This is a genomic window from Aggregatilinea sp. (assembly GCF_036822615.1).
Taxonomy (GTDB): Bacteria; Chloroflexota; Anaerolineae; order Aggregatilineales; family Aggregatilineaceae; genus Aggregatilinea.
This window is the reverse complement of record NZ_DAISHJ010000106.1, coordinates 1-18,792: the sequence shown is the minus strand read 5'-3', so window position 1 is coordinate 18,792 and position 18,792 is coordinate 1. Positions and strand designations below refer to the sequence as shown.

Here is an 18,792-nt window from a genome sequence, read left to right as displayed (position 1 = left end):
CTGCTTCAGCGGCGAGGGCGCACCGGGAGACGAGGTGCAGGCGGTGGTCGCCAGCTACGCGCCCAGCGACCTGCGGCTGTGGCCTGCTGAATCGGGCGGCGCGATTGCGGCGCTGCTGGGCGGCCTGCCGGACGTGATCCCCGATCTGTATGCGAGCGCGTCGCCGGTCAGCCACGTGCGGCCCGGCCTGCCGCCGACGCTGCTGATCCACGGGCAGCGCGACCGGCTCGTGCCGCCCGCGCATTCCGAGCTTCTGGCGAACCATTTGCGGGCGGCGGGGGTAAAAACAGTACTGCTGCGTATTCCGTGGGGGCGGCACGGCGTGGATAGTCTGCTGGTGGGCCTGACCGGGCCGATGATCCAGTATGACGTGGACCGCTTTTTAGCCTGGGTATTTCATCAGAAGGGAACAGACGTATGAGGGCATGGACTCGACGGGCAGGCGGCGCGGTGATCGCAGGGCTGGTGCTGGCGCTGGGCGCAGCGGGGTGCAGTGGAACCGAGGAATCACCGAAGCTGGTCGCCATTCCGACCCGCACGCCGGTTCCCGCGACGGAAGAAGCTGCCGGAGAGACGCAGGACACCGCGACCGTGATCTCGCTGGACCCCGCGCTGCGTGATTTTATGGGCGTGGCGATGGACGCCAGCCCGTTGGACCGCCTTGACCTGTTCCGCGAGCAGGTGATGACGCCCGTCTCGCAATGCTTCGACGGCTCCTTCTGGCCGGACTGGAATCCCGAGCAGCTTCTGGGATCGGGCGGGATCGGCCTCGTTTCGATGGACCTGCAGCGCTGGTTGGATCTGCTCGATTCCTTCCCGAACGATGTGGCGGTGAGCACCATCGAGGACGCGCTGGCGCAGACTCAAGCGCTGCTGCCGATGGAGCAGTCGTTCACGTTCTGCCTGTTGCCGCTGCCGCTGCCCATGTGGTATGACGGTCCCGCGCCGGAGGATCAAGGCCCGGTGAGCGAGGTGCAGGCGCAGATCCTTGCCTCTAACCTGGACCTGATCGCGGTCATTTGCACCGGGAGCGACATCTGCCTGGATCGCCTGTCGATCGAGTCGATGCAAGCTTACGGCATGCTGTATCAGGCGTACCATTCCGGCAAGAATGGCGCGGAGACGTCGCTGCTGGATATGATGATCCGCAGCGCGCGCGCTGCGTACCTCGTGCGCCAGATCCAGCCCGACGCGGCGTTCCCGTGGGACGGCGCGCTGACTGCCGACCAGGAGGCGATGCTGTGGGGCAGCATCCAGGACACCCTCGCGGTGACATATGGCGACTACCCGCAGAGCCGCAACATCGACCGCGTCTTGCAGGGCACGGCCAACACGGCGCGCTACCCGACGTCCGGCGGTTACTACCTGGGCGAACAGATCGTGCAGACGTACATTTCGGCGCATCCCGACGTATCACTAGCAGAGTTATTTGCGCTCGATCCCGAAGCGCTTCTGGCCGAGAGTGGGTATGCGCCGGAGGCGCCGCCTACTCAGGAGGCTTCATGAGACGTTGGAAGTCGGTTTCTGCTGCTCTGGCCGCCGGGATGATCCTGGCGGGCTGCGCGGGCAGGGACGAACCGCCTGCGCTGGTAACCGTTCCCACGCGCACGCCGGTTCAGGGCGCGGTGGCTGCGACGGCTGAAAGCGGCCCTGTGGTGTCACTGGCCGCACCGACGAGCGAGTTTCTGTCCGCCGTGGCGACGGTCGCGCCGGTCGATCAGGGCATCACGTTTGTGAACACGTTCAGCCGGTCGGGCGTGCCATGCTTTGGCCTGGACGGGGCCGCGGCGAACAAGTTCGAGTACCTGTTCGACTTCAGCGGGTTTTCGTTCCCGATGGCCGATTTTGCCGCGTGGCAGTTCGCGCAGGAAGTCCTGCCGGAAGACGCGCTGATCGCGCAGGGGCGCGACGCGCTCGACGCGGCGGAAGCGGTGCTGCCCGGCGAGGACGCGATGCACCTGTGCGTGATCGCGGTCCCGGCGGTCAGCGTGCCGGACGCGGCGACGGTTAACGCGGGCGGCGATGTGCCGCTGGCGATCGCGACCCAGCCACTGAAGGTGATCCCCGTTTCGGCGGATACGCTGCTGCTGGCGTGTTCGCAGGGGAAGGCGTGCCTGGAGAACGTGCCCGCGCTGGTGGCGCACGGCTACGCGATGGCATACCAGCTTCGCGGGCTGGATCGCCCGCTGTCGGAACTGACGCTGATGGAGCGCATCGTGCTCGAAGGCCGGGCGACCGCGTTCGCGCGGTACGTCGTGCCGGGCGCGAGGTTGCCGTGGGACGACGCGCTCACCGCGGTGCAGGTCCCCGCCGCGTGGGAGATCGCGGCGTCGCGCATGACGTGGCGCGAAAACATCGATCGCTTCGGGGATCGCATGGTGTGGAGCACGACCCTCGACGAAACGTACCCGGCGTGGTCGGGCGTGTGGTTCGGGGACCAGATCGTGCAGGGCTACGTGGCGCGGCATCCGGGTCTGGCGCTGGCCGATCTGCTGCGCCTGCCTCCCGCGACGGTGTATGGCGACAGCGGCTATCCGCCGGAGATCAGTTCATAGTCGTCAGTTTTCAGTTGTTAGTCGGTGCAAAAGCGGAAAGCACAGCGCCGGGTAGGGACAATTCACGAATTATCCCGGCGGAAGCTGTAAAGTGGATTTTTGTAGGGGCGGGTTAGAAACCCGCCCCGGCTTTTTTCGCCCCGGTCACGCCACTGTCACGCCGAACGGGTTAAAATCGGAACACAGAGCAAGAACACAGCCCAGGAGGAAAGCAACGATGAAACGACGACGAGTGGGTGTGGTGGCGGCAGTGTGGGCCGCGGCGTTGGTGGCGCTCGCGCTGCTGAACGCGGCCATGCCGATGGCGCGCGCCGCCGAGAGTCCCGCTGTGCAGGCGGACGCCCCGGCGCAGAACAGTGTCGAATGGACGGTGAACTCGGATACGTTCGAGAGCGTCTATCCTGACGGGTTCGTGGTGACGCTGGACGCCAGCAGCCCCGCCGGACCGATCGAGCGCGCCAGCCTGATCTGGAACCGCCCGACCCAGCGCGCGGGCGAAACGATGTCGATTTTCCGCCAGACGGGCGAAATCGACCCCGCATCGGGCCAGATTATCGCGTCGTGGCAGCCGGACGACACCATGATGCTGCCGCCGTGGTCGCAGCTTGCGTACCACTGGGAACTGCGCGACTCGGAAGGCAACGTGCTGAAGACGGATCCGGTGGTGGTGGATTACGCCGACAACACGCGCGACTGGCAGCGCTCCGAATCGGATGACGCCGTGGTGTATGCCGAGGGGCTGACGGGCGATATTGAGAGCGTGGTGCTCGACGCGATGGCCGAGCAGCACGACAAGTACGTCGCGGTGTGGGGCGCGCCGCTGCCCTATAAACCGCGCATCGTGCTGTTTGGCGATTTCGACGCGTGGCTTGAATGGCGCACCGCCGATCACAATACCAGCGAGACGCAGTACGTCGTCGGGCAGACCTTCGATGCGTGGGGCGTGGTGGCGCAGGTGCTGCTGGACGAGGGCAACCTCGACGCGGCGTACCGCGACCTCGCGTACGGTACGGTCGTGCACGAGATCGAGCATCTTTATCAGGCCGAATACCTCTGGCCGCAGCGCCGCCTGTACGATATTCCCGGCTGGTTTGTCGAGGGCGACGCGAGCTTCTTCGAGCTGGGCCCGTCATACGACTACCTGGGCCGCGTGCAGGATATGGCGCGCAGCGGACAGCTTCCGCCGCTGCTGGTGGGCGTGAGCGACGGCCCGCGCATTGATGGCGAAACCCCGCGCGACGGCTACGACATTGGCTATTCGTTCGCGGTGTGGCTCGCGGAGGAAAACGGTGGCCTGGAGGCCTACAACGAATTGATGGCGCAGTTGGCGGATAATGTGCCGTTCTTCGACGCACTCGAATCCGTGACCGGGATGAGCAGCGTGCAGGAGATCGAGCGCGCGTGGCGCACGTGGTTGGGCGCCTCCGGCGATGCGGCGACGCTTGTTCCTACCTGGACGCCTGCTGCGCTGCCGATGTTCGCCACGCCGACGCCCTGACGCCTTTCCGATCGCCTCGACTGTCTGGCGATTGTTTCTTAGGCCCTTTGCCCGGCGCGGCAAAGGGCTTTTTTGCGTCGCCGCGCGCCGGTTTCGCCGTTTGTCGTAATAATTACAATAAAGGCACACGCATCGAAAAATTAGAAAAATTAAGGAAAAGAACATGAAACGACGTGTGGGGATGGTGGGGACCATCTGGCTGGCGGCCCTGGCGCTGCTGGCCCTGTTGAACGCGACCATGCCGGTAGCGCGCGCCGCCGAGCGTCCCGGTGCGCAGCCGGACGCCCCGGCGCAGAGTGCCATCGAGTTGACGGTGACGTCAGACGTGTTCGAGAGCGTCTATCCCGATGGTTTCGTCGTCACTCTCGATGCCAGCAGTTCCGCCGGGCCGATCAGGCGCGCCACCCTTGTCTGGTATCCGGCTGCACAACGCATCAACTGGAGGCTTCCGGTGCACCGCGTACCGGGTGAGATCGATCCTGTGACGGGGCAGGTGACGGCCTCGTGGCAGCCGGATAGCAGCCTGATGCTGCCTCCCTGGGCGGTGCTGGCCTATCATTGGGAGCTGACCGACGCGGCGGGTAACGCCCTGGAAACCGACCCCATCGTGGCGGAGTACGCGGACAATACGCGCGGCTGGCACTTCTCTGAATCGGACGACGCGATCGTGTACAACGAAGGCCTGAACGACAACGTAGAGCCTGCGGTCCTGAATGCGATCACCATGCAGCGCGACAAGTACGTGGCGGTGTGGGGCGATACGCTGCCCTACAAGCCGCGCATCCTGTTGTTTGGCGATTACAGCGCGTGGAAGGAATGGCGCACCGAGACCGACCCAATGGAAGACAACATCGTCGGGCAGACCTTCGAGGAGTGGGGCATCATCGTCCAGGTGCTGTATGGTTACGACATCGCCTGGGGCATCAATGACCTCGTCTACTCGACCGTGCCGCACGAGCTGGAACATCTCTACCAGTACGAATACCTCTGGCCGGAGCGTACGCTGTATGACGTGCCGTACTGGTTTATCGAGGGGGACGCGACCTTCTTCGAGATGGAGCAGTCCTACTACTATCTAGGGAACGTCCGGCAAATTGCGGTCAGTGGGAATCTGCCGCAGCTGCTCACGGCGAACTGGTACGATGTGCCGGACCCGTATACCGGCGGCGGACGCGACGTGTACGACATCGCATACAGCTTCCTGGCGTGGATCGAGCAGGAGCATGGCGGCCTTGAGGCCTACAACGAAATGATGGCACGGCTGGCGGCGAACGAGCCGTTCTTCGATGTGCTCGAAGCGGTGACGGGCATGTCTGTGCCGGAAATCGAGCGCGCGTGGCGCACGTGGTTGGGCGCATCCGGCGATTTGCCGACGCTTATCCCGACCTGGACGCCTGCCGCGCCGTTTCTCGTCACACCGACGCCCTGACGCGGCGTTCGGTGTCCTGGCCCCAGGCGGGGTAAACTGGTGCAGTCTGTGCCCTTCGTCGTGCGCGCGGCGGAGGGCATTTTTTCGAGGGTTCCCATGCGATGCGCGTCGTGTGGGGCGGTTTGCGCTGCGAGGAGGAGATCTCATGACTTTTGGAAAACTGAGCGATCAGCAGGCCCGCGAGATCGTGCCAGGGTTCTTTGGCAAGTTCGTGCACACGGACCGTATGACTGTCTCATACTGGACGATCGATGAGGGCGCGGTGCTGCCCGAGCACCACCACCCGCACGAGCAGATCACGACCGTGATCGAGGGACAGTTGGAACTCACGGTCGATGGCGAAACGCGCGTGCTTGGCCCGCTGGAGACGGCGGTGATCCCCAGCGAGGCCGTACATGGCGGTCGCGCCGTGACGAACTGCTTCGTGATCGACGTGTTCCAGCCCGCCCGCGACGATTACCGGTAGTTCGCCCGCTTAACCCCGACCACCTAACGCAACCCATACCAGGATCATCAGGCTGCCCGGATGCGAGCGATCGCGCCGGGCAACTTTTTGATCCGCCGGACGTATTTTTAGTAGAGCAGTTCGGTGGGGCGATTGTAGAATTTAATGTGAACCTGAAAAAGATTTATAAAATATATTGAGTTTTCTTAGATCGGGTTGTATATTGTGAGAGTGCGACCTTGTGATTATGCCGTCCGAGGTGATTATGTCTGAAGCAACACACGTCCCCGAAAACTGGAAGACTCCGTTTTTTACCGTCTGGATTGGGCAGGCGTTTTCGCTGTTTGGCAGCAGCCTGGTGCAGTTCGCGCTGGTGTGGTGGCTGGCCGACACGACCAATTCCGCGACGGTGCTGGCAACGGCGACGCTGGTCGCCATGCTGCCGCAGATCGTGATCGGACCGGTGGCGGGGTCGCTGGTGGATCGCTGGAACCGCCGTCTGGTGATGATGGCGGCGGACGGTTTCGTGGCGTTGGTGACCGTCGCGCTGGCGATCCTGTTTGCGACCGGCGAGATCGCCGTGTGGCACGTATACGTGGCGGCGTTCATTCGCTCGCTGGGCGGCGCGTTCCACTTCCCGGCGATGCAGGCGTCCACCTCGCTGATGGTTCCCAAAGACCAGCTTGCGCGCGTGGCGGGGTTGAACCAGACGCTGCAAGGCGCGATGAGCATTGTTGCGCCGCCGGTCGGGGCGATCCTGCTGGAATCGCTGCCGATCCAGGCCGTGCTGTCGGTGGACGTACTGACGGCGATCCCGGCGATCGGCGCGCTGTTTTTCGTGGCGATCCCGCAGCCGCCGCGCGCGGAAACGCCAGAGGCGGGGGCGGAAAAAGCCAACGTCTGGCAGGATCTCGTGGCCGGGCTGCGCTACGTGCGTGCGTGGCCTGCGCTGATGATCGTGCTGGGCATGGCGACGCTGATCAACTTCGTATTCAACCCGGCCTCGTCGCTGACGCCGCTGCTGATCAAAAATCACTTCAACGGTGGGGCGGTGGAGCTGGGCTGGTTCGAGTCTGCGATGGGCATCGGCGTGGTGTTGGGCGGATTGGCGCTCAGCGTGTGGGGCGGCTTCAAGCGTAAGATCTATACCTCGATGCTGGGCCTGATCGGGATGGGCACGGCGGCGATGATCATCGGCCTGACGCCGGGATCGCTGCTGGCGCTGGCCGTGGCGATGATGTTCCTGATGGGCTTCATGAACCCGATCACCAACGGGCCGCTGTTCGCGGCGATTCAGAGCACGGTCGCGCCGGAGATGCAGGGACGCGTGTTCACGCTGGTGATCGCGTCGGCGTCGGCCATGTCGCCGCTGGGGCTGGCGGTTGCGGGGCCGGTCGCGGACGTGATCGGGGTGCGCGGGTGGTACTTCATCGCGGGGCTGGTCTGCACCGGGATGGGCGTCAGCGGCTATTTGATCCCGGCGTTGGCGCACATGGAAGACGGCGTGGTCGATGCGGTGGCCGTTGAAGCGGTCCCGGCGGCGGGTGTGGTAGATGCCATGCCGGAGCCCGACGGCCTGCCGCGCGGGTTGACGGTTCCCACGGCGGAGAGCAGCCTGGACTGACGCGCCAGGTAGGGGGTGCGCCGGTGCGCTCTCGCCGTTCATACAAAAATCCCCGTGCCTCACGCGGCGCGGGGATTTTTTTGTGAGGGGAGGATACGCTGTCGAAGGTCATGGTGAGGCGGCGAAAGAACCTCATCCCGCTCGTGTGGGAGAACGGCTAGCGGCTTACTCCATCACGGCCAGGGCTTCGATCTCGATCAGAAATTCCTTGCTCGCCAGCCGCGGCACGCCGATCCAGGTGGTCGTGGGCGGTGACGCCGGGAAGAAGGTCGTGAGTCCCTCGCGGATGGGCGCGGTATCGTCCATGACCGACGCGACGATGTAGAGCCGCAGTGAGAGGATGTCGTCCAGCGTGCCGCCTGCCGCCTTCATGGCGATTTCCAGGTTGCGAAAGGCTTTCATCGTCTGCGCGCGTAAATCGTCTTGCCCGGTGATCTGTTCCTGCGTGTCCCAGCCCACCTGACCGGAGATCGTCACGATGCGCCTGCCGGTCCCGGTGGCGATCTGTGAGAATCCGTATTGCAGGCTGTTGAACAATTCATCCGGGTTGATCGTTTCTCGTGCCATCGTGTGCGGACTCCTGAAAGTGGTTGGGTAGGGTGAAATCAAATGCAGCCGGGCGCGGCCAATCGTGCTCTGCGGCTCGATCCGCGTTTCATCGCGTGGAGGCGGCTCTTTCTAGCCGGAAGCCCGCGGCGCGACGTCGTGACGCCTCGTCGCGCCGGGTGATTATTCGACGAGCTTCCAATACGAATCCTTTCGGACGATTTTGCCGTTCTCAAATTCGAGCAGGTCGACGCCTCTGACTTCCACGCGTATGCCTGCTTGCGTCGTCCCGGTAAGGAGCCATTCGGATACACCATGACTGCCACAGACCCAGTGACGATCGTCGCCATAGTGCACGTCGGGAAGCCCGGTAAACCTGGATGCAAGCCCCTCACGAACAGCCTCCCGGCCTATGTAGCGCCGCCCCCAGGGTTCAGGGCCGCGAGGCATATCGAACACACAGTCCTCAGCAAAGAACGTCATGATGGCATCCAGGTCGTGCCGGTTGAAGGCTTCCAGAAATGCCTTTAACGTCTCGACGGTCACAGGTTTGTCGTCCATTATTCAAACCTCGCTCGTTCCATTCCCCTCTTCATCGCGTGGAGCGGGGATTTTTTGTACAATGGGGCACGTTGTATTCGCGTGGGAGGAACTCGCTCTAGCCGGAAACCCGCGCTGCTGCTAGCATCAGAACTAAGGATACCATGAACGCGATTATCGCTGAACTGACCGTCGATGACGTAGACTATTCTTGCTACTGGTATGCGGACCTGGGCTTCGAGGTCGAGTTAAAGGGTATCGAGGACGACGACGGACTCCAGTGGGCCAGCCTTGCGCACGACGGGCGCTCGGTGTGGCTGCTGCGCCGCGACGTGTCGCCATTGAAGGACGCCGAGGGCGATCCACGCGTGACGTTATATTTGCAGATCGAAGACGTGGACGCGCTGTATGCGCAGATCGATGGGCGCGGCGTGAGCACGGAAAATCCGCCGAAAAACCAGTGGTACGGCGTGCGCGAGTTCGCCTTGCGCGATCCCGACGGCTACCGCTGGGTGATCAACCAGCCGATCCCGCCGGAGGAAACGCCCGCACCGCCACGGCAGCGAGGTTCGATTCCGCCGGTTCTTTAAGAGCACACCATCCACATTGGGAGGAAATCAAATGGCGCAAGTTCCTACGCACGTTTTTCGTAAGTACGACATTCGCGGCAAGGTGACCGGCGAGACCCCCGATCTCACGCCGGATCTGGCGCGGTGGGTCGGTAAGGCGTATGGCACGTACGTCCAGCGCAACCTGGGCGTGAAGCAGGTTTTCGTGGGTGGCGACAACCGCCTGACCACGCCTGCAATCAAGGACGCGCTGATCGAAGGGCTGGCGACGACTGGCATCAAGGTGACCGATATCGGCCCGGTCATGACCCCGACCGTGTACTTCGCGTCGTCGTCCAACGAGGCGGCGGGCGGCATCATGATTACCGGCAGCCACCTGACCACCGACTACAACGGCATCAAGATGTCCTATGGGCGGCAGGCGCTGGCCGACGACCAGATCCAGGATCTGCTGAAGCTGATCCAGGCTGACGACTTCGAGCAGGGCAAGGGCGAAGTGCTCAAAGATTACGCCATGATCGACCGCCACATGGAGACGATCAAGGGTAAGGTTCACATGGGCGACCGCAAGCTGAAGGTCGTCGTGGACTCCGGCAACGGCCTGTCGGGCACGTACGTGCCGCCGGTCATGGAAGCACTGGGCGTCGAGGTGATCTGCCTGTTCTGCGAGCCGGACGGCACGTTCCCCAACCACCTGCCGAACCCCGAAGATCCCGAACTGACGAAGGATCTCGAAGCTGCCGTGATCGCCAACAAGGCGGATTTCGGCATCGCCTTCGACGGTGACGCCGACCGCGCGGGCGTGATCGACGAGCACGGGCATCACGTCGCCGCCGACCGCCTGCTGGCGCTGCTGGCGCGCGACCTGCTGACCCGTATGCCCGGCTCGACCATCGTCTTCGACGTGAAGTCCAGCCAGGTGCTGCCCGACATCATCCGTGAAAGCGGCGGCAAGCCGCTGATGTGGCAGTCGGGCCACAGCCTGATGAAGCGCAAGATGGCCGAGGTCGGCTCTCCGCTGGGCGGCGAGGTCAGCGGTCACCTGTTCATCGGCGAGAATTATTACGGCTTCGACGATGGGCCATTGGTGGCGCTGAAGGTGCTGGAACTGTTCAGCAAGACGGACAAGACGCTGTCGCAGGCACTGGGCGAAATGCCGTCGCTGATCGCCACGCCGGAGATCATCATGTCCGCGCCGGACGACGTGAAGTTCAAGATCATCGACGTGGTGCGCGACGAGCTTCAGGACAAGTACGAGGTCGTGACCGTGGACGGCGCGCGCGCCATCTTCGAAAACGGCTGGGGCCTCGTCCGCGCGAGCAACACGCAGCCCGCGATCACCATGCGCTTCGAGGCGCACACCCGCCCGCAGATCGTGGAATACATGAAGCGCTTCGAGGCGCTGCTGGACGACTATCCGCAGGTGGACCGCGAGAAGCTCGACAAGCAGATCGAGGCGTTCAGCCAGCCCGCGTAGGGACCGGCGCGATCGGTCGCGCAGGGGCGGCCATGAACTGCCCCTGCGCGGTTTGGCGGGCCGGCCCTCGCCCCCGGCACACCGCACGGGCGCTGCCTGTTGCCCGCAGGGAACGGGGGCGTTCGCGTGCGTCCTCATGAATCTCTCATCCGTGTACGCGTAGAGCGGCGGCTGTGCGCTCTTGGCGCAGCGGGCAAAATAGGGTAAAAACGCGCAGCGCGTACACAAGATTTTTATAAGCTGCACGCGAGGCGCGAAAAGGCGCATCGGTTCCTTCCTTGACGTCCCTGGTTCTGCCGCCGTCATGTGGGCCGCCGGGACAGCCCTGACCCGTAACAGTGTAGGGCAGTCGTCGGCCTGCGCATCGACCGGCGGCGTTGAGACGTGGTATAATGCCGCGCTGCGTTCATGGCGGCATGGTTGAGGAGAGTCCCCTAATTGGTTAGTCCGCTTGACTGGCTATTGGGCCTGTTTTCGCTGGACATTGGCATTGACCTTGGCACGGCGAACACGCTCGTGAGCGTGCGCGGCAAGGGCATCGTCATTAACGAGCCGTCCTACGTTGCCATTGAGCGCAAGACGCGCCGCCCGATCAGTTTTGGGCGCGAAGCCAAAGAAATGTTCGGCAAAACGCCGTCCTCCAAGTTCATGGTGGTCCGTCCCCTGCGTGATGGCGTCATCAGCGAGTTTGAAATCACCGAGGGCATGCTCGACTACTTCATCCGTAAGGCGCACGAACAGTCGTGGGTTCCTATCCCGCGCCCGCGCGTCGTGGTCGGCATCCCGTCGGGTGTGACCGAAGTGGAAAAGCGCGCCGTATACGACGCGACGATCAGCGCCGGAGCGCGCGAAGCGTACCTGATCGAAGAACCGGTCGCGGCAGCGATCGGCGCGGGTCTGCCCATTCAGGAGACGCGCGGCTCGATGATCGTGGACATCGGCGGCGGCACGACGGAAGTCGCTATCTTCTCGCTGGGCGGCATTGTGATCAGCCGCTCGATCCGCGTGGCGGGCGACGAGATGGACGAAGACATCGTGCAGTATATGCGCTCCAAGTACAACCTGCTGGTCGGTGAGCGCACCGCTGAGCGCGCCAAGATGGAGATCGGCTCGTCGTACCCGCTGCCCGAAGAACGCACGATGGTGCTGCGCGGGCGCAACCTGATTACGGGGCTGCCGGAAGCGGTCGAGGTGTCGTCGATCGAGCTGCGCGAGGCGTTGAACCCGTCGGTGAGCATCGTCATCGACACGATTCGCGACGCGCTGGACGAGACGCCGCCGGAACTGGTCGCGGACCTGATGGAATCGGGCATCTGCATGGCGGGCGGCGGCAGCCAGCTCAAGGGCCTGTGCGAGCGTGTGGCCGACGAAGTGAACGTGCGCGTGTGGCTGGCCGAAGACGCCATGACGTGCGTGGCGCGCGGCGCGGGCCGCATTTTGGAAGACTACGACAATCTGCGCTCGCTCCTGGCGGGGCTGGAACGCGGATCGACGCAGCACTAATCCTGCGAGCGTCACGTTGGCTGCGACCACAACTTGCTGCACCTGTTACGCCCCGGATCGCTGTGTGGTTCGGGGCTTATGCTTCGGGCGGCCCGCCGCGTGCGGTATAATGTGCGCGGGGCGGTGCGCCGTAGGGGATGTAGGGGACGGCCAACCTGCTGCGACCGGGGCATGTGCCCGGTCCTGACCGGTGTTTGAGGAGGTCCTGTATTGCGTGCTGGCCGCGTTTTTTCCTTCATCCTCACGATGATCGCAATGCTGCTGCTGATCTTCCTCAGCTCGCGCGGGTTGCTGGGGCCGTTGGAGGGCGTCGTTTCCGTGCCGCTCAGCTTCGTGCAGGGCGTGGTGAGCGGCATCACGCATACGATCAGCGACGGACTGGACGATCTCTCGAATTTCCGCCGCCTCGAAAAGCGCAACCAGGACCTCGAAGAAGCCTACGCGATCGCGCAGTCCCAGTTGGCCGAATACCGTGAGAAGGCGCTGCTGTACGACGATCTGGCCTCGCTGCTGGACTATGACCGCTTCGAGCCGGAGGACCGCGAATTCGTGACGTGCGACGTGATCGGCCTCGATAACACCGGCTTCGTGCGCGCCATCCAGATCAACTGCGGGCGGCGTGACGGCGTGGAACTGAACGACCCGGTGGTGACCGAATTGGGCATGGTGGGCCGCGTGACGAAGGTTTCCGCGACGGGCGCGGAAGTGCTGCTGCTGACCGACCCGAACAGCCAGGTCAGCGCGCGGGCGCAGTCCACACGCGCCGAGGGCGTGGTCGTGGGGCAGCTCAGCGGCGACCTGCTGATGTCGTACATTTCGGTGGACGACGAGGTGCGCGAGGGCGACTTCGTGGTGACGAGCGGCCTGGGCCAGACCGCGCCCGCCGACCTGATCCTGGGGCGGGTGCTCAGCGTCAGCCTCGCGCAGAGCGAGCTGTACCAGGAGGCGCGCGTGCGCTCGCTGGTGGAGTTCGACCGGCTGGAAGTGGTCCAGGTGATTACGAACTTCGAGCCGGTGGACCTGTCGGTATTTGAAGACCAGACCGAGCAGCAGTAGTCCCGTAACCTGTGTGAGAGATCATGGCCGGTTATATTGGCATTCCCATTCTGATGATTGCCGCCGTGTTGAATGCGACGGTGATGCCCGAATTTCGCATTGGCGGCGGCGCGCCGGACCTCGTGCTGATCCTCGTGGTGTCGTGGGCGCTGCTGGCGGACGTGCGCGAGGCGATGTTGTGGTCGGTGGTGGGCGGCGTGCTGCAAGACTGGCTTTCCGTCGCGCCGCTGGGCACCTCGGCACTGGGGCTGGTGATCGTGGTTTTCGCCGCCGACGCGGTCTTCGGCCAGATTTCGCGCAACAATATCATCGTGCCGCCGCTGGTCGCCGCTGCCGGGACGGTGGTGTATCACCTGATCATCCTCAGCGTGCTGTGGGTGGTGGGGATCAATGTGCCGATCGATCGCGGCCTGTCGTACGTGACGATCCCCGCTATGTTCTATAACGCGCTGCTGATCATCCCGGTTTTCCGGCTGATGGGCCGCGTGTCGCTGTGGCTGCACCCGCGCCGCACCCGGGTAGGATAATTCGACGGGTGGGCGTTTCGCGTTAGACTGATGCGTAGGGAACAAGGGCCACGGCAGTGCTGTGTTTTTCGTATCGTAATCGGTAGTGTGAGCTAAACAGGTTGATGACCCATGAATAACCGGCGTATCCTTCCGTTTCAAGGCTGGCGGTTGCTGGTGTTTCAGGCAGTGGTCGTTTTTTCGCTCTTGATCCTGGTCGTGCGGACGGGCGAGCTTCAGTTCGTCAACGGCGACCAGTTCGTGCAGGACGCGGAAGAGAACCGCTTGCAGGTCTCGCTCATTGCGGCCCCGCGCGGCGCGATCTACGATCGCTACCGCGTGCCGCTGGCGAAAAATGACCCCGCATACAACGTGCTGATCACCCCCGCCGACCTGCCAGCCGATGATGCCGACACGCTGGACGTCTATAACCGCCTCTCGGCCCAGATCGACGTGCCCGCGACGCGCGCCGCCGCCGACGCGGCAGGCCGCACCAACGAGCGCAGCATCGACGAGATGGTGCGCGAAGGGTTGGGTATCGCGCCGTTCACGCCCGTCGTGATCGCCACCGACATCGACCGCAACGCGGCGTTCCGCATCATGGAGCAGGCGCAGTTGATGCCCGGCGTGGAGATTCAGGTCGCTTCCGTGCGCGAGTATCCGACCGGTTCCCTGACGGCGCACATCATCGGCTACCTGGGACCGATCGGCCCCGAGGAGGAACAGCGGCTGCGCGAGCAGGGCTATAACCCGGCCTTCGACCGCATCGGCTACGCGGGCATCGAAGCGTACATGGAAGATCAACTGGCAGGCGCGCGCGGCGCGCAGACGTGGGTCGTGGACGTGGCGGGCCAGCCGCTCCAGCTCGTCGAGGAGCAGCCGTTCCAGGCCGGGGAAAGCGTGCAGCTGACGCTGGATCTCGAACTGCAAAAGGCTGCGCAGGAAGCGCTGACCCGCGAGATCAACCTCGTCAACAAAGAAGCCAACCGCGTCGTGACTCAGCAGGGCGTGGTCATCGCTATCAACCCCAACAACGGCGATATCCTGGCGATGGTAAGCTGGCCGAGCTACGACAATACGCGCTTCGCACGTAACATCGACGGCGACTACTACTTCAACCAGTTCGAAGATCCGCTGCGCCCGCTGGTCAATCACGCGATCAGCGCGCTTTACCCACCCGGCTCGGTGTGGAAGTTGATCACCTCCGTGGGCGTGGTCGAAGAAGACGTGATCGACCCCAATCAAACGCTGTATGATCCGGGCCGTCTGGTGCTGCCCAACGCCTATGCGCCGTTCGACGACGCGGCTGGCCAGCCGTTCGTGTGCTGGGATCGCGCCGGGCACGGCAACATCGCGCTGGTGAATGCGATCGCACAGAGCTGTGACGTGTATTTTTATCAGGTGGGCGGCGGCAACCCGGACGTTAGCCCCGCGATCTTGAAGACGGGCGGGCTGGGGATCTTCGACCTGTACCGCTGGGCGACCGCGTTTGGCATCGGCTCGGAGCTGGGCGTCGAGCTGCCGGGCGAGCTGGCAGGCCGTATGCCGGACAGCCAGTGGAAGCGCCGTAACTACGGTGAAAGCTGGTCTACGGGCGACACGTACAACGCCGCATTCGGCCAGGGCTACGTGACCGTGACGCCGCTGCAACTGCTGGCGTCCACGGCGGCGATCATCAACGGCGGCACGCTCTACGAGCCGCATCTGGTCAGGAACCTGCAGGACGCGAACGGGAACATCATCGAGGAATTCCAGCCGCGCGCCGTCCGCACCATCGTCAAGCCGACCGACGGCAGCGAGGCCGTGCTGCTGCTTCAGGAGGATATGCTGCTCAACGGGCCAAACAGCCTCGCGTGCCGCTGCGAGGAAGACAGCGATACGTACGATCCCGCGCTGTGCACGCCCGACGACTATCACAGCAGCACCACGGACGCGTCCGGCGAGGGCACGCCCGAAACCATCGCGTATACCGTGCACGTCCCGTATAACTACAGCTTCAACGGCGGCGTGTGCGATCCGCTGGAATATGAAAGCATCAACTTGAACCAGGACGACGAATATACGCCGCCCTTCTCGGATCCCAGTACGCTCGGGCTGGTGCGCGAAGGCATGCGCGACGCGGTGACCGTCGGTACGGCCAAGACGGCGGCGCTGACGTACGTCAACGTGGCGGGCAAGACGGGCACGGCGGAATACTGCGACGACATCGCCTGGGCGCAGGGATTGTGCGAGGCGGGATCGTGGCCCGCGCACGCGTGGTTTGTGGGTTACGCGCCGTATGAAAATCCCGAAGTCGCGGTGATCGCGTTCGTGTACAACGGCGATGAAGGCTCGGCGGTAGCCGCGCCGATCGTGAACGAAGTGTTGGACGCGTACTTCAAGCTGAAGATCCAGCGCGGCCAGCAGTAAGCACCGGCTAATTCGCTGGCAAGAGCGGGTAGTGTAAGGGCGTATCACAATACGCCCCACCTACAGCAGGTTAAGCTCGGAATCGAACGCCGCGACGGGCACCTCTGCCTTTCGTAGAGGCGGGGCTTGCCCCGCCCGTTGTCAGCAAAGTCGGGTAGGGCAAGCCCTACCCCTACGCAGATCTGGCTTGACGACTCACATTCCCATATCCGTTCATTTCAGCCGGTCTCTGGTACACATGGGGCGTATCGCGCGATACGCCCCTCCTTTTTCCCCCGCACGAGCGACGCTCTCGGTACGCGCGATGCCGGGGGCAGGGTGTCGATCGGATTCCCGAACCCGCTGGTTGTGTGTCTTCGCCTTATCGCCAAACCTCAACCGATCCTCACGTGATGCGCCATGCTGCGCGCAAAACTAACGCTGCGCTGCCGTCCGAAACTGCCGGATCGGTGGGTAAGCGACCCTTTTTACTGTTGTGTGCGGGCCGCTTACCATTTCATGAGGGAGGCAATAGGCACAAGTTTAAAAACCGAGTATAGTAGTAGCAATCACTGCGGCGTGGGCGCAGGGGGACTTCAGTTGGATTGTCAATGGCTGTAGAAACAATGTAGATTGAGTATGGATGACTCCATAACCCTTAAGGGAATCAAGCACGGATTGCTGGTCACGGTCAAACCGGACGGAAAGTGGTCCGATCTGACTTCGCGGTTAACAACCTTAATTGATGCGCAGGGCGGCTTTTTCAAGGGCGCGCAGGTGACGCTCTCTCTGGGGCCGCGCGATCTGCGCTACCAGGACCTTGCGAACGTCCAGAAGGCACTTGCCAAGCGCGATGTTGCGCTGCTGGCGGTGCTGACCGACAGCGCAGAGACGAGCGGCGCGGCACACAAGCTGGGCCTGAAGACCGATCTGTCAGACGTCGAGCTTCAGGATGAGGGCGTCGAGGCGCTCCCGCTGCGCCCGCCGCCGATCGATCCCGAAGAACGCGGGACGCCCGGCGTGCTGATCAAGCGCACGGTGCGCAACGGCAGGACGGTGCACAGCGACGGGCATGTCGTGGTCCTGGGCGACGTCAACGCGGGGGCTGTGATCACCGCGGGGGGCGACGTCGTGGTGTGGGGCAAGCTGCGCGGCACGGTGCATGCTGGTGTGTTTGGCGACGAATCGGCGGTCGTGTGCGCGCTGGATCTCGCGCCGACGCAGTTGCGCATCGCGGGGTACATCACCATTTCGCCGGAAGAGCGCCGCCGGAAGCCCAAGCCGGAAAAAGCGCTCGTACGTAACAACCGGATCGAAGCCGAATCATGGTAGGGGCGCGGCCCCACTGGGCTGCGGTTGGGGGAGCAGGTTCCCGTTGGGTCAGGGAACTGAGGTCACGAGGAAAGGGATCTGGATGAGTGCCAGAGTCATCACCGTAACCTCCGGCAAGGGGGGGGTGGGCAAGACCACGGCTACAGCGAATCTGTCGGTGGCGCTGGCCAGCCTGAACAAAAAAGTGATTTGCATCGACGCCGATATTGGGTTGCGCAATCTCGACGTCGTGATGGGACTTGAAAACCGTATCGTCTACGATCTGGTTGATGTGGTTGAGGGTCGCTGTAAGCTGCGACAGGCGATGGTGAAGGACAAGCGCCTGCCCGATCTGTATTTGCTTCCGGCGGCGCAGACGCGCGACAAAACGGCGGTCAGCCCGGAAGACATGGTCGAGCTGACCAACCAGCTTCGCGCGGACTACGATTTCATCGTGATCGACAGCCCGGCAGGCATCGAGTGGGGGTTCCGTAACGCGCTGGCCCCTGCCGACGAAGTGGTAATCATTACCAACCCGGAAGTCTCCGCTGTGCGCGACGCGGACCGCATCATAGGGCTGATCGAGGCGGAGGAGCATCACGTCCCGACCAGTCTGGTGCTGAACCGCGTCAAGCCGGACATGATCAAACGCGGGGATATGCTGTCCGTCAATGATGTGCTGGAGATTCTGTCCATCCGGCTGCTGGGGGTGATCCCCGAAGACGAGCAGATCCTGGTGTCGTCCAACCGGGGCTCACCGCTGACCCTGAACAACCAGAATAGTCTGGCGGGCACGGCGTTCCGCAACATTGCGCGGCGTATTAATGGTGAAAAAGTGCCCTTATTGGAACTGGAACCGAAGAGCGGCGTGTTTAAGCGGCTGACAAAGATGTTCGGTGGATCCGGTTCCGGGTGATTGTGAGGAGCGATCATGGCATCCTTCTTCGACCGACTGTTCGGAGGGCGCAAAGATGACGCCAGCGCCGAACTGGCGCGCGAGCGGCTCAAGCTGGTGCTGGTCACGGACCGCAGCGAGATCTCGCCGGAACATCTCGCGCAGATGCAGAACGAAATCCTTGAGGTGATCAAACGTTACCTCAATGTGACGGAAGGCCAGGTGCATATCAAGCTGGAACAGCGCGAGCGCAAGAATTATCTGGTCGCCAATATCCCGCTCATCCGTAACAGTTCGCCGCTGCTTACGCCTGATTACGTGTCCGCGCCTGCCGACTCTGCGCCTGTCGAGCCTACGCCGCAGGCCGCGCCGCCGCCCGCTGCGCCGGAACCCCCCGCGTCTGCTGTGGCAGCCCAGCCGCCCGAAGAAGAGGCCGCTCCGCCTGCCGCC

At 63.5% G+C, this 18,792-nt stretch carries 18 protein-coding genes; 16 read left to right on the top strand and 2 right to left on the bottom strand.

Features of this window, described 5'->3' with window-relative positions:
* The 7 genes from V7116_RS20545 to V7116_RS20515 form a co-directional block, all read left to right on the top strand.
* On the top strand, positions 1-421 hold a 421-nt coding region (locus V7116_RS20545), incomplete at its 5' end, for a prolyl oligopeptidase family serine peptidase (RefSeq protein WP_324393848.1).
* A complete protein-coding gene (locus tag V7116_RS20540) occupies positions 418-1,506 on the top strand; it encodes a gliding motility protein GldB-related protein (protein WP_324393847.1) in 1,089 nt (362 codons plus the stop codon). The genes V7116_RS20545 and V7116_RS20540, both read left to right, overlap by 4 nt.
* On the top strand, positions 1,503-2,555 hold the full coding sequence (locus tag V7116_RS20535; RefSeq protein ID WP_324393846.1) for a DUF2268 domain-containing putative Zn-dependent protease: 1,053 nt from the start codon (positions 1,503-1,505) through the stop codon (positions 2,553-2,555). The genes V7116_RS20540 and V7116_RS20535 overlap by 4 nt, the downstream gene beginning before the upstream one ends.
* Before the next feature lie 217 nt (positions 2,556-2,772).
* Positions 2,773-4,053, top strand: coding sequence for a hypothetical protein (locus V7116_RS20530; protein WP_324393845.1), 1,281 nt, complete (start codon positions 2,773-2,775; stop codon positions 4,051-4,053).
* Positions 4,054-4,216: 163 nt separating this feature from the next.
* Entirely contained in the window at positions 4,217-5,482 is a 1,266-nt protein-coding gene (locus V7116_RS20525; RefSeq protein WP_324393844.1) for a hypothetical protein, read from the top strand.
* A 145-nt stretch (positions 5,483-5,627) separates the two neighbouring features.
* A complete protein-coding gene (locus V7116_RS20520; RefSeq protein WP_324393843.1) occupies positions 5,628-5,948 on the top strand; it encodes a cupin domain-containing protein in 321 nt (106 codons plus the stop codon).
* 244 nt (positions 5,949-6,192) lie between these two features.
* Positions 6,193-7,551: an MFS transporter gene (locus V7116_RS20515; RefSeq protein ID WP_324393842.1), complete on the top strand. Its 1,359-nt coding sequence runs from the start codon at positions 6,193-6,195 to the stop codon at positions 7,549-7,551.
* Positions 7,552-7,716: 165 nt separating this feature from the next.
* On the opposite strand, the gene V7116_RS20510 is transcribed toward V7116_RS20515, so the two are convergent.
* Positions 7,717-8,118: a RidA family protein gene (locus V7116_RS20510; protein WP_324393841.1), complete on the bottom strand. Its 402-nt coding sequence runs from the start codon at positions 8,116-8,118 to the stop codon at positions 7,717-7,719.
* Between the two features lie 162 nt (positions 8,119-8,280).
* A complete protein-coding gene (locus V7116_RS20505; protein ID WP_324393840.1) occupies positions 8,281-8,658 on the bottom strand; it encodes a nuclear transport factor 2 family protein in 378 nt (125 codons plus the stop codon).
* A 143-nt stretch (positions 8,659-8,801) separates the two neighbouring features.
* Between V7116_RS20505 and V7116_RS20500 the strand changes: the two genes are divergently transcribed.
* From V7116_RS20500 to minE, 9 genes are all read left to right on the top strand, one after another.
* Positions 8,802-9,227 carry a VOC family protein gene (locus V7116_RS20500; RefSeq protein ID WP_324393839.1) on the top strand — a complete coding sequence of 142 codons (426 nt, stop codon included), beginning with the start codon at positions 8,802-8,804 and terminating at the stop codon, positions 9,225-9,227.
* Between the two features lie 31 nt (positions 9,228-9,258).
* Positions 9,259-10,683 carry a phosphomannomutase/phosphoglucomutase gene (locus V7116_RS20495; RefSeq protein WP_324393838.1) on the top strand — a complete coding sequence of 475 codons (1,425 nt, stop codon included), beginning with the start codon at positions 9,259-9,261 and terminating at the stop codon, positions 10,681-10,683.
* Between the two features lie 438 nt (positions 10,684-11,121).
* On the top strand, positions 11,122-12,186 hold the full coding sequence (locus V7116_RS20490) for a rod shape-determining protein (protein ID WP_324393837.1): 1,065 nt from the start codon (positions 11,122-11,124) through the stop codon (positions 12,184-12,186).
* A gap of 210 nt (positions 12,187-12,396) precedes the next feature.
* Positions 12,397-13,242 (top strand): rod shape-determining protein MreC, encoded by an 846-nt coding sequence (gene mreC / locus V7116_RS20485; RefSeq protein ID WP_324393836.1) that lies wholly within the window; start codon positions 12,397-12,399, stop codon positions 13,240-13,242.
* 23 nt (positions 13,243-13,265) lie between these two features.
* Positions 13,266-13,769: a rod shape-determining protein MreD gene (mreD, locus tag V7116_RS20480; RefSeq protein ID WP_324393835.1), complete on the top strand. Its 504-nt coding sequence runs from the start codon at positions 13,266-13,268 to the stop codon at positions 13,767-13,769.
* 111 nt (positions 13,770-13,880) lie between these two features.
* The gene (gene mrdA / locus V7116_RS20475) at positions 13,881-16,157 is read left to right on the top strand and encodes a penicillin-binding protein 2 (RefSeq protein ID WP_324393834.1); all 2,277 of its coding nucleotides are present in this window, start codon (positions 13,881-13,883) and stop codon (positions 16,155-16,157) included.
* Positions 16,158-16,775: 618 nt separating this feature from the next.
* Positions 16,776-17,468: a septum site-determining protein MinC gene (gene minC, locus V7116_RS20470; protein WP_324393833.1), complete on the top strand. Its 693-nt coding sequence runs from the start codon at positions 16,776-16,778 to the stop codon at positions 17,466-17,468.
* 82 nt (positions 17,469-17,550) lie between these two features.
* Positions 17,551-18,363 (top strand): septum site-determining protein MinD, encoded by an 813-nt coding sequence (minD, locus tag V7116_RS20465; RefSeq protein ID WP_324393832.1) that lies wholly within the window; start codon positions 17,551-17,553, stop codon positions 18,361-18,363.
* 15 nt (positions 18,364-18,378) lie between these two features.
* Positions 18,379-18,792 (top strand): cell division topological specificity factor MinE (minE, locus tag V7116_RS20460; RefSeq protein WP_324393831.1); only part of this gene is annotated, 414 nt, incomplete at its 3' end.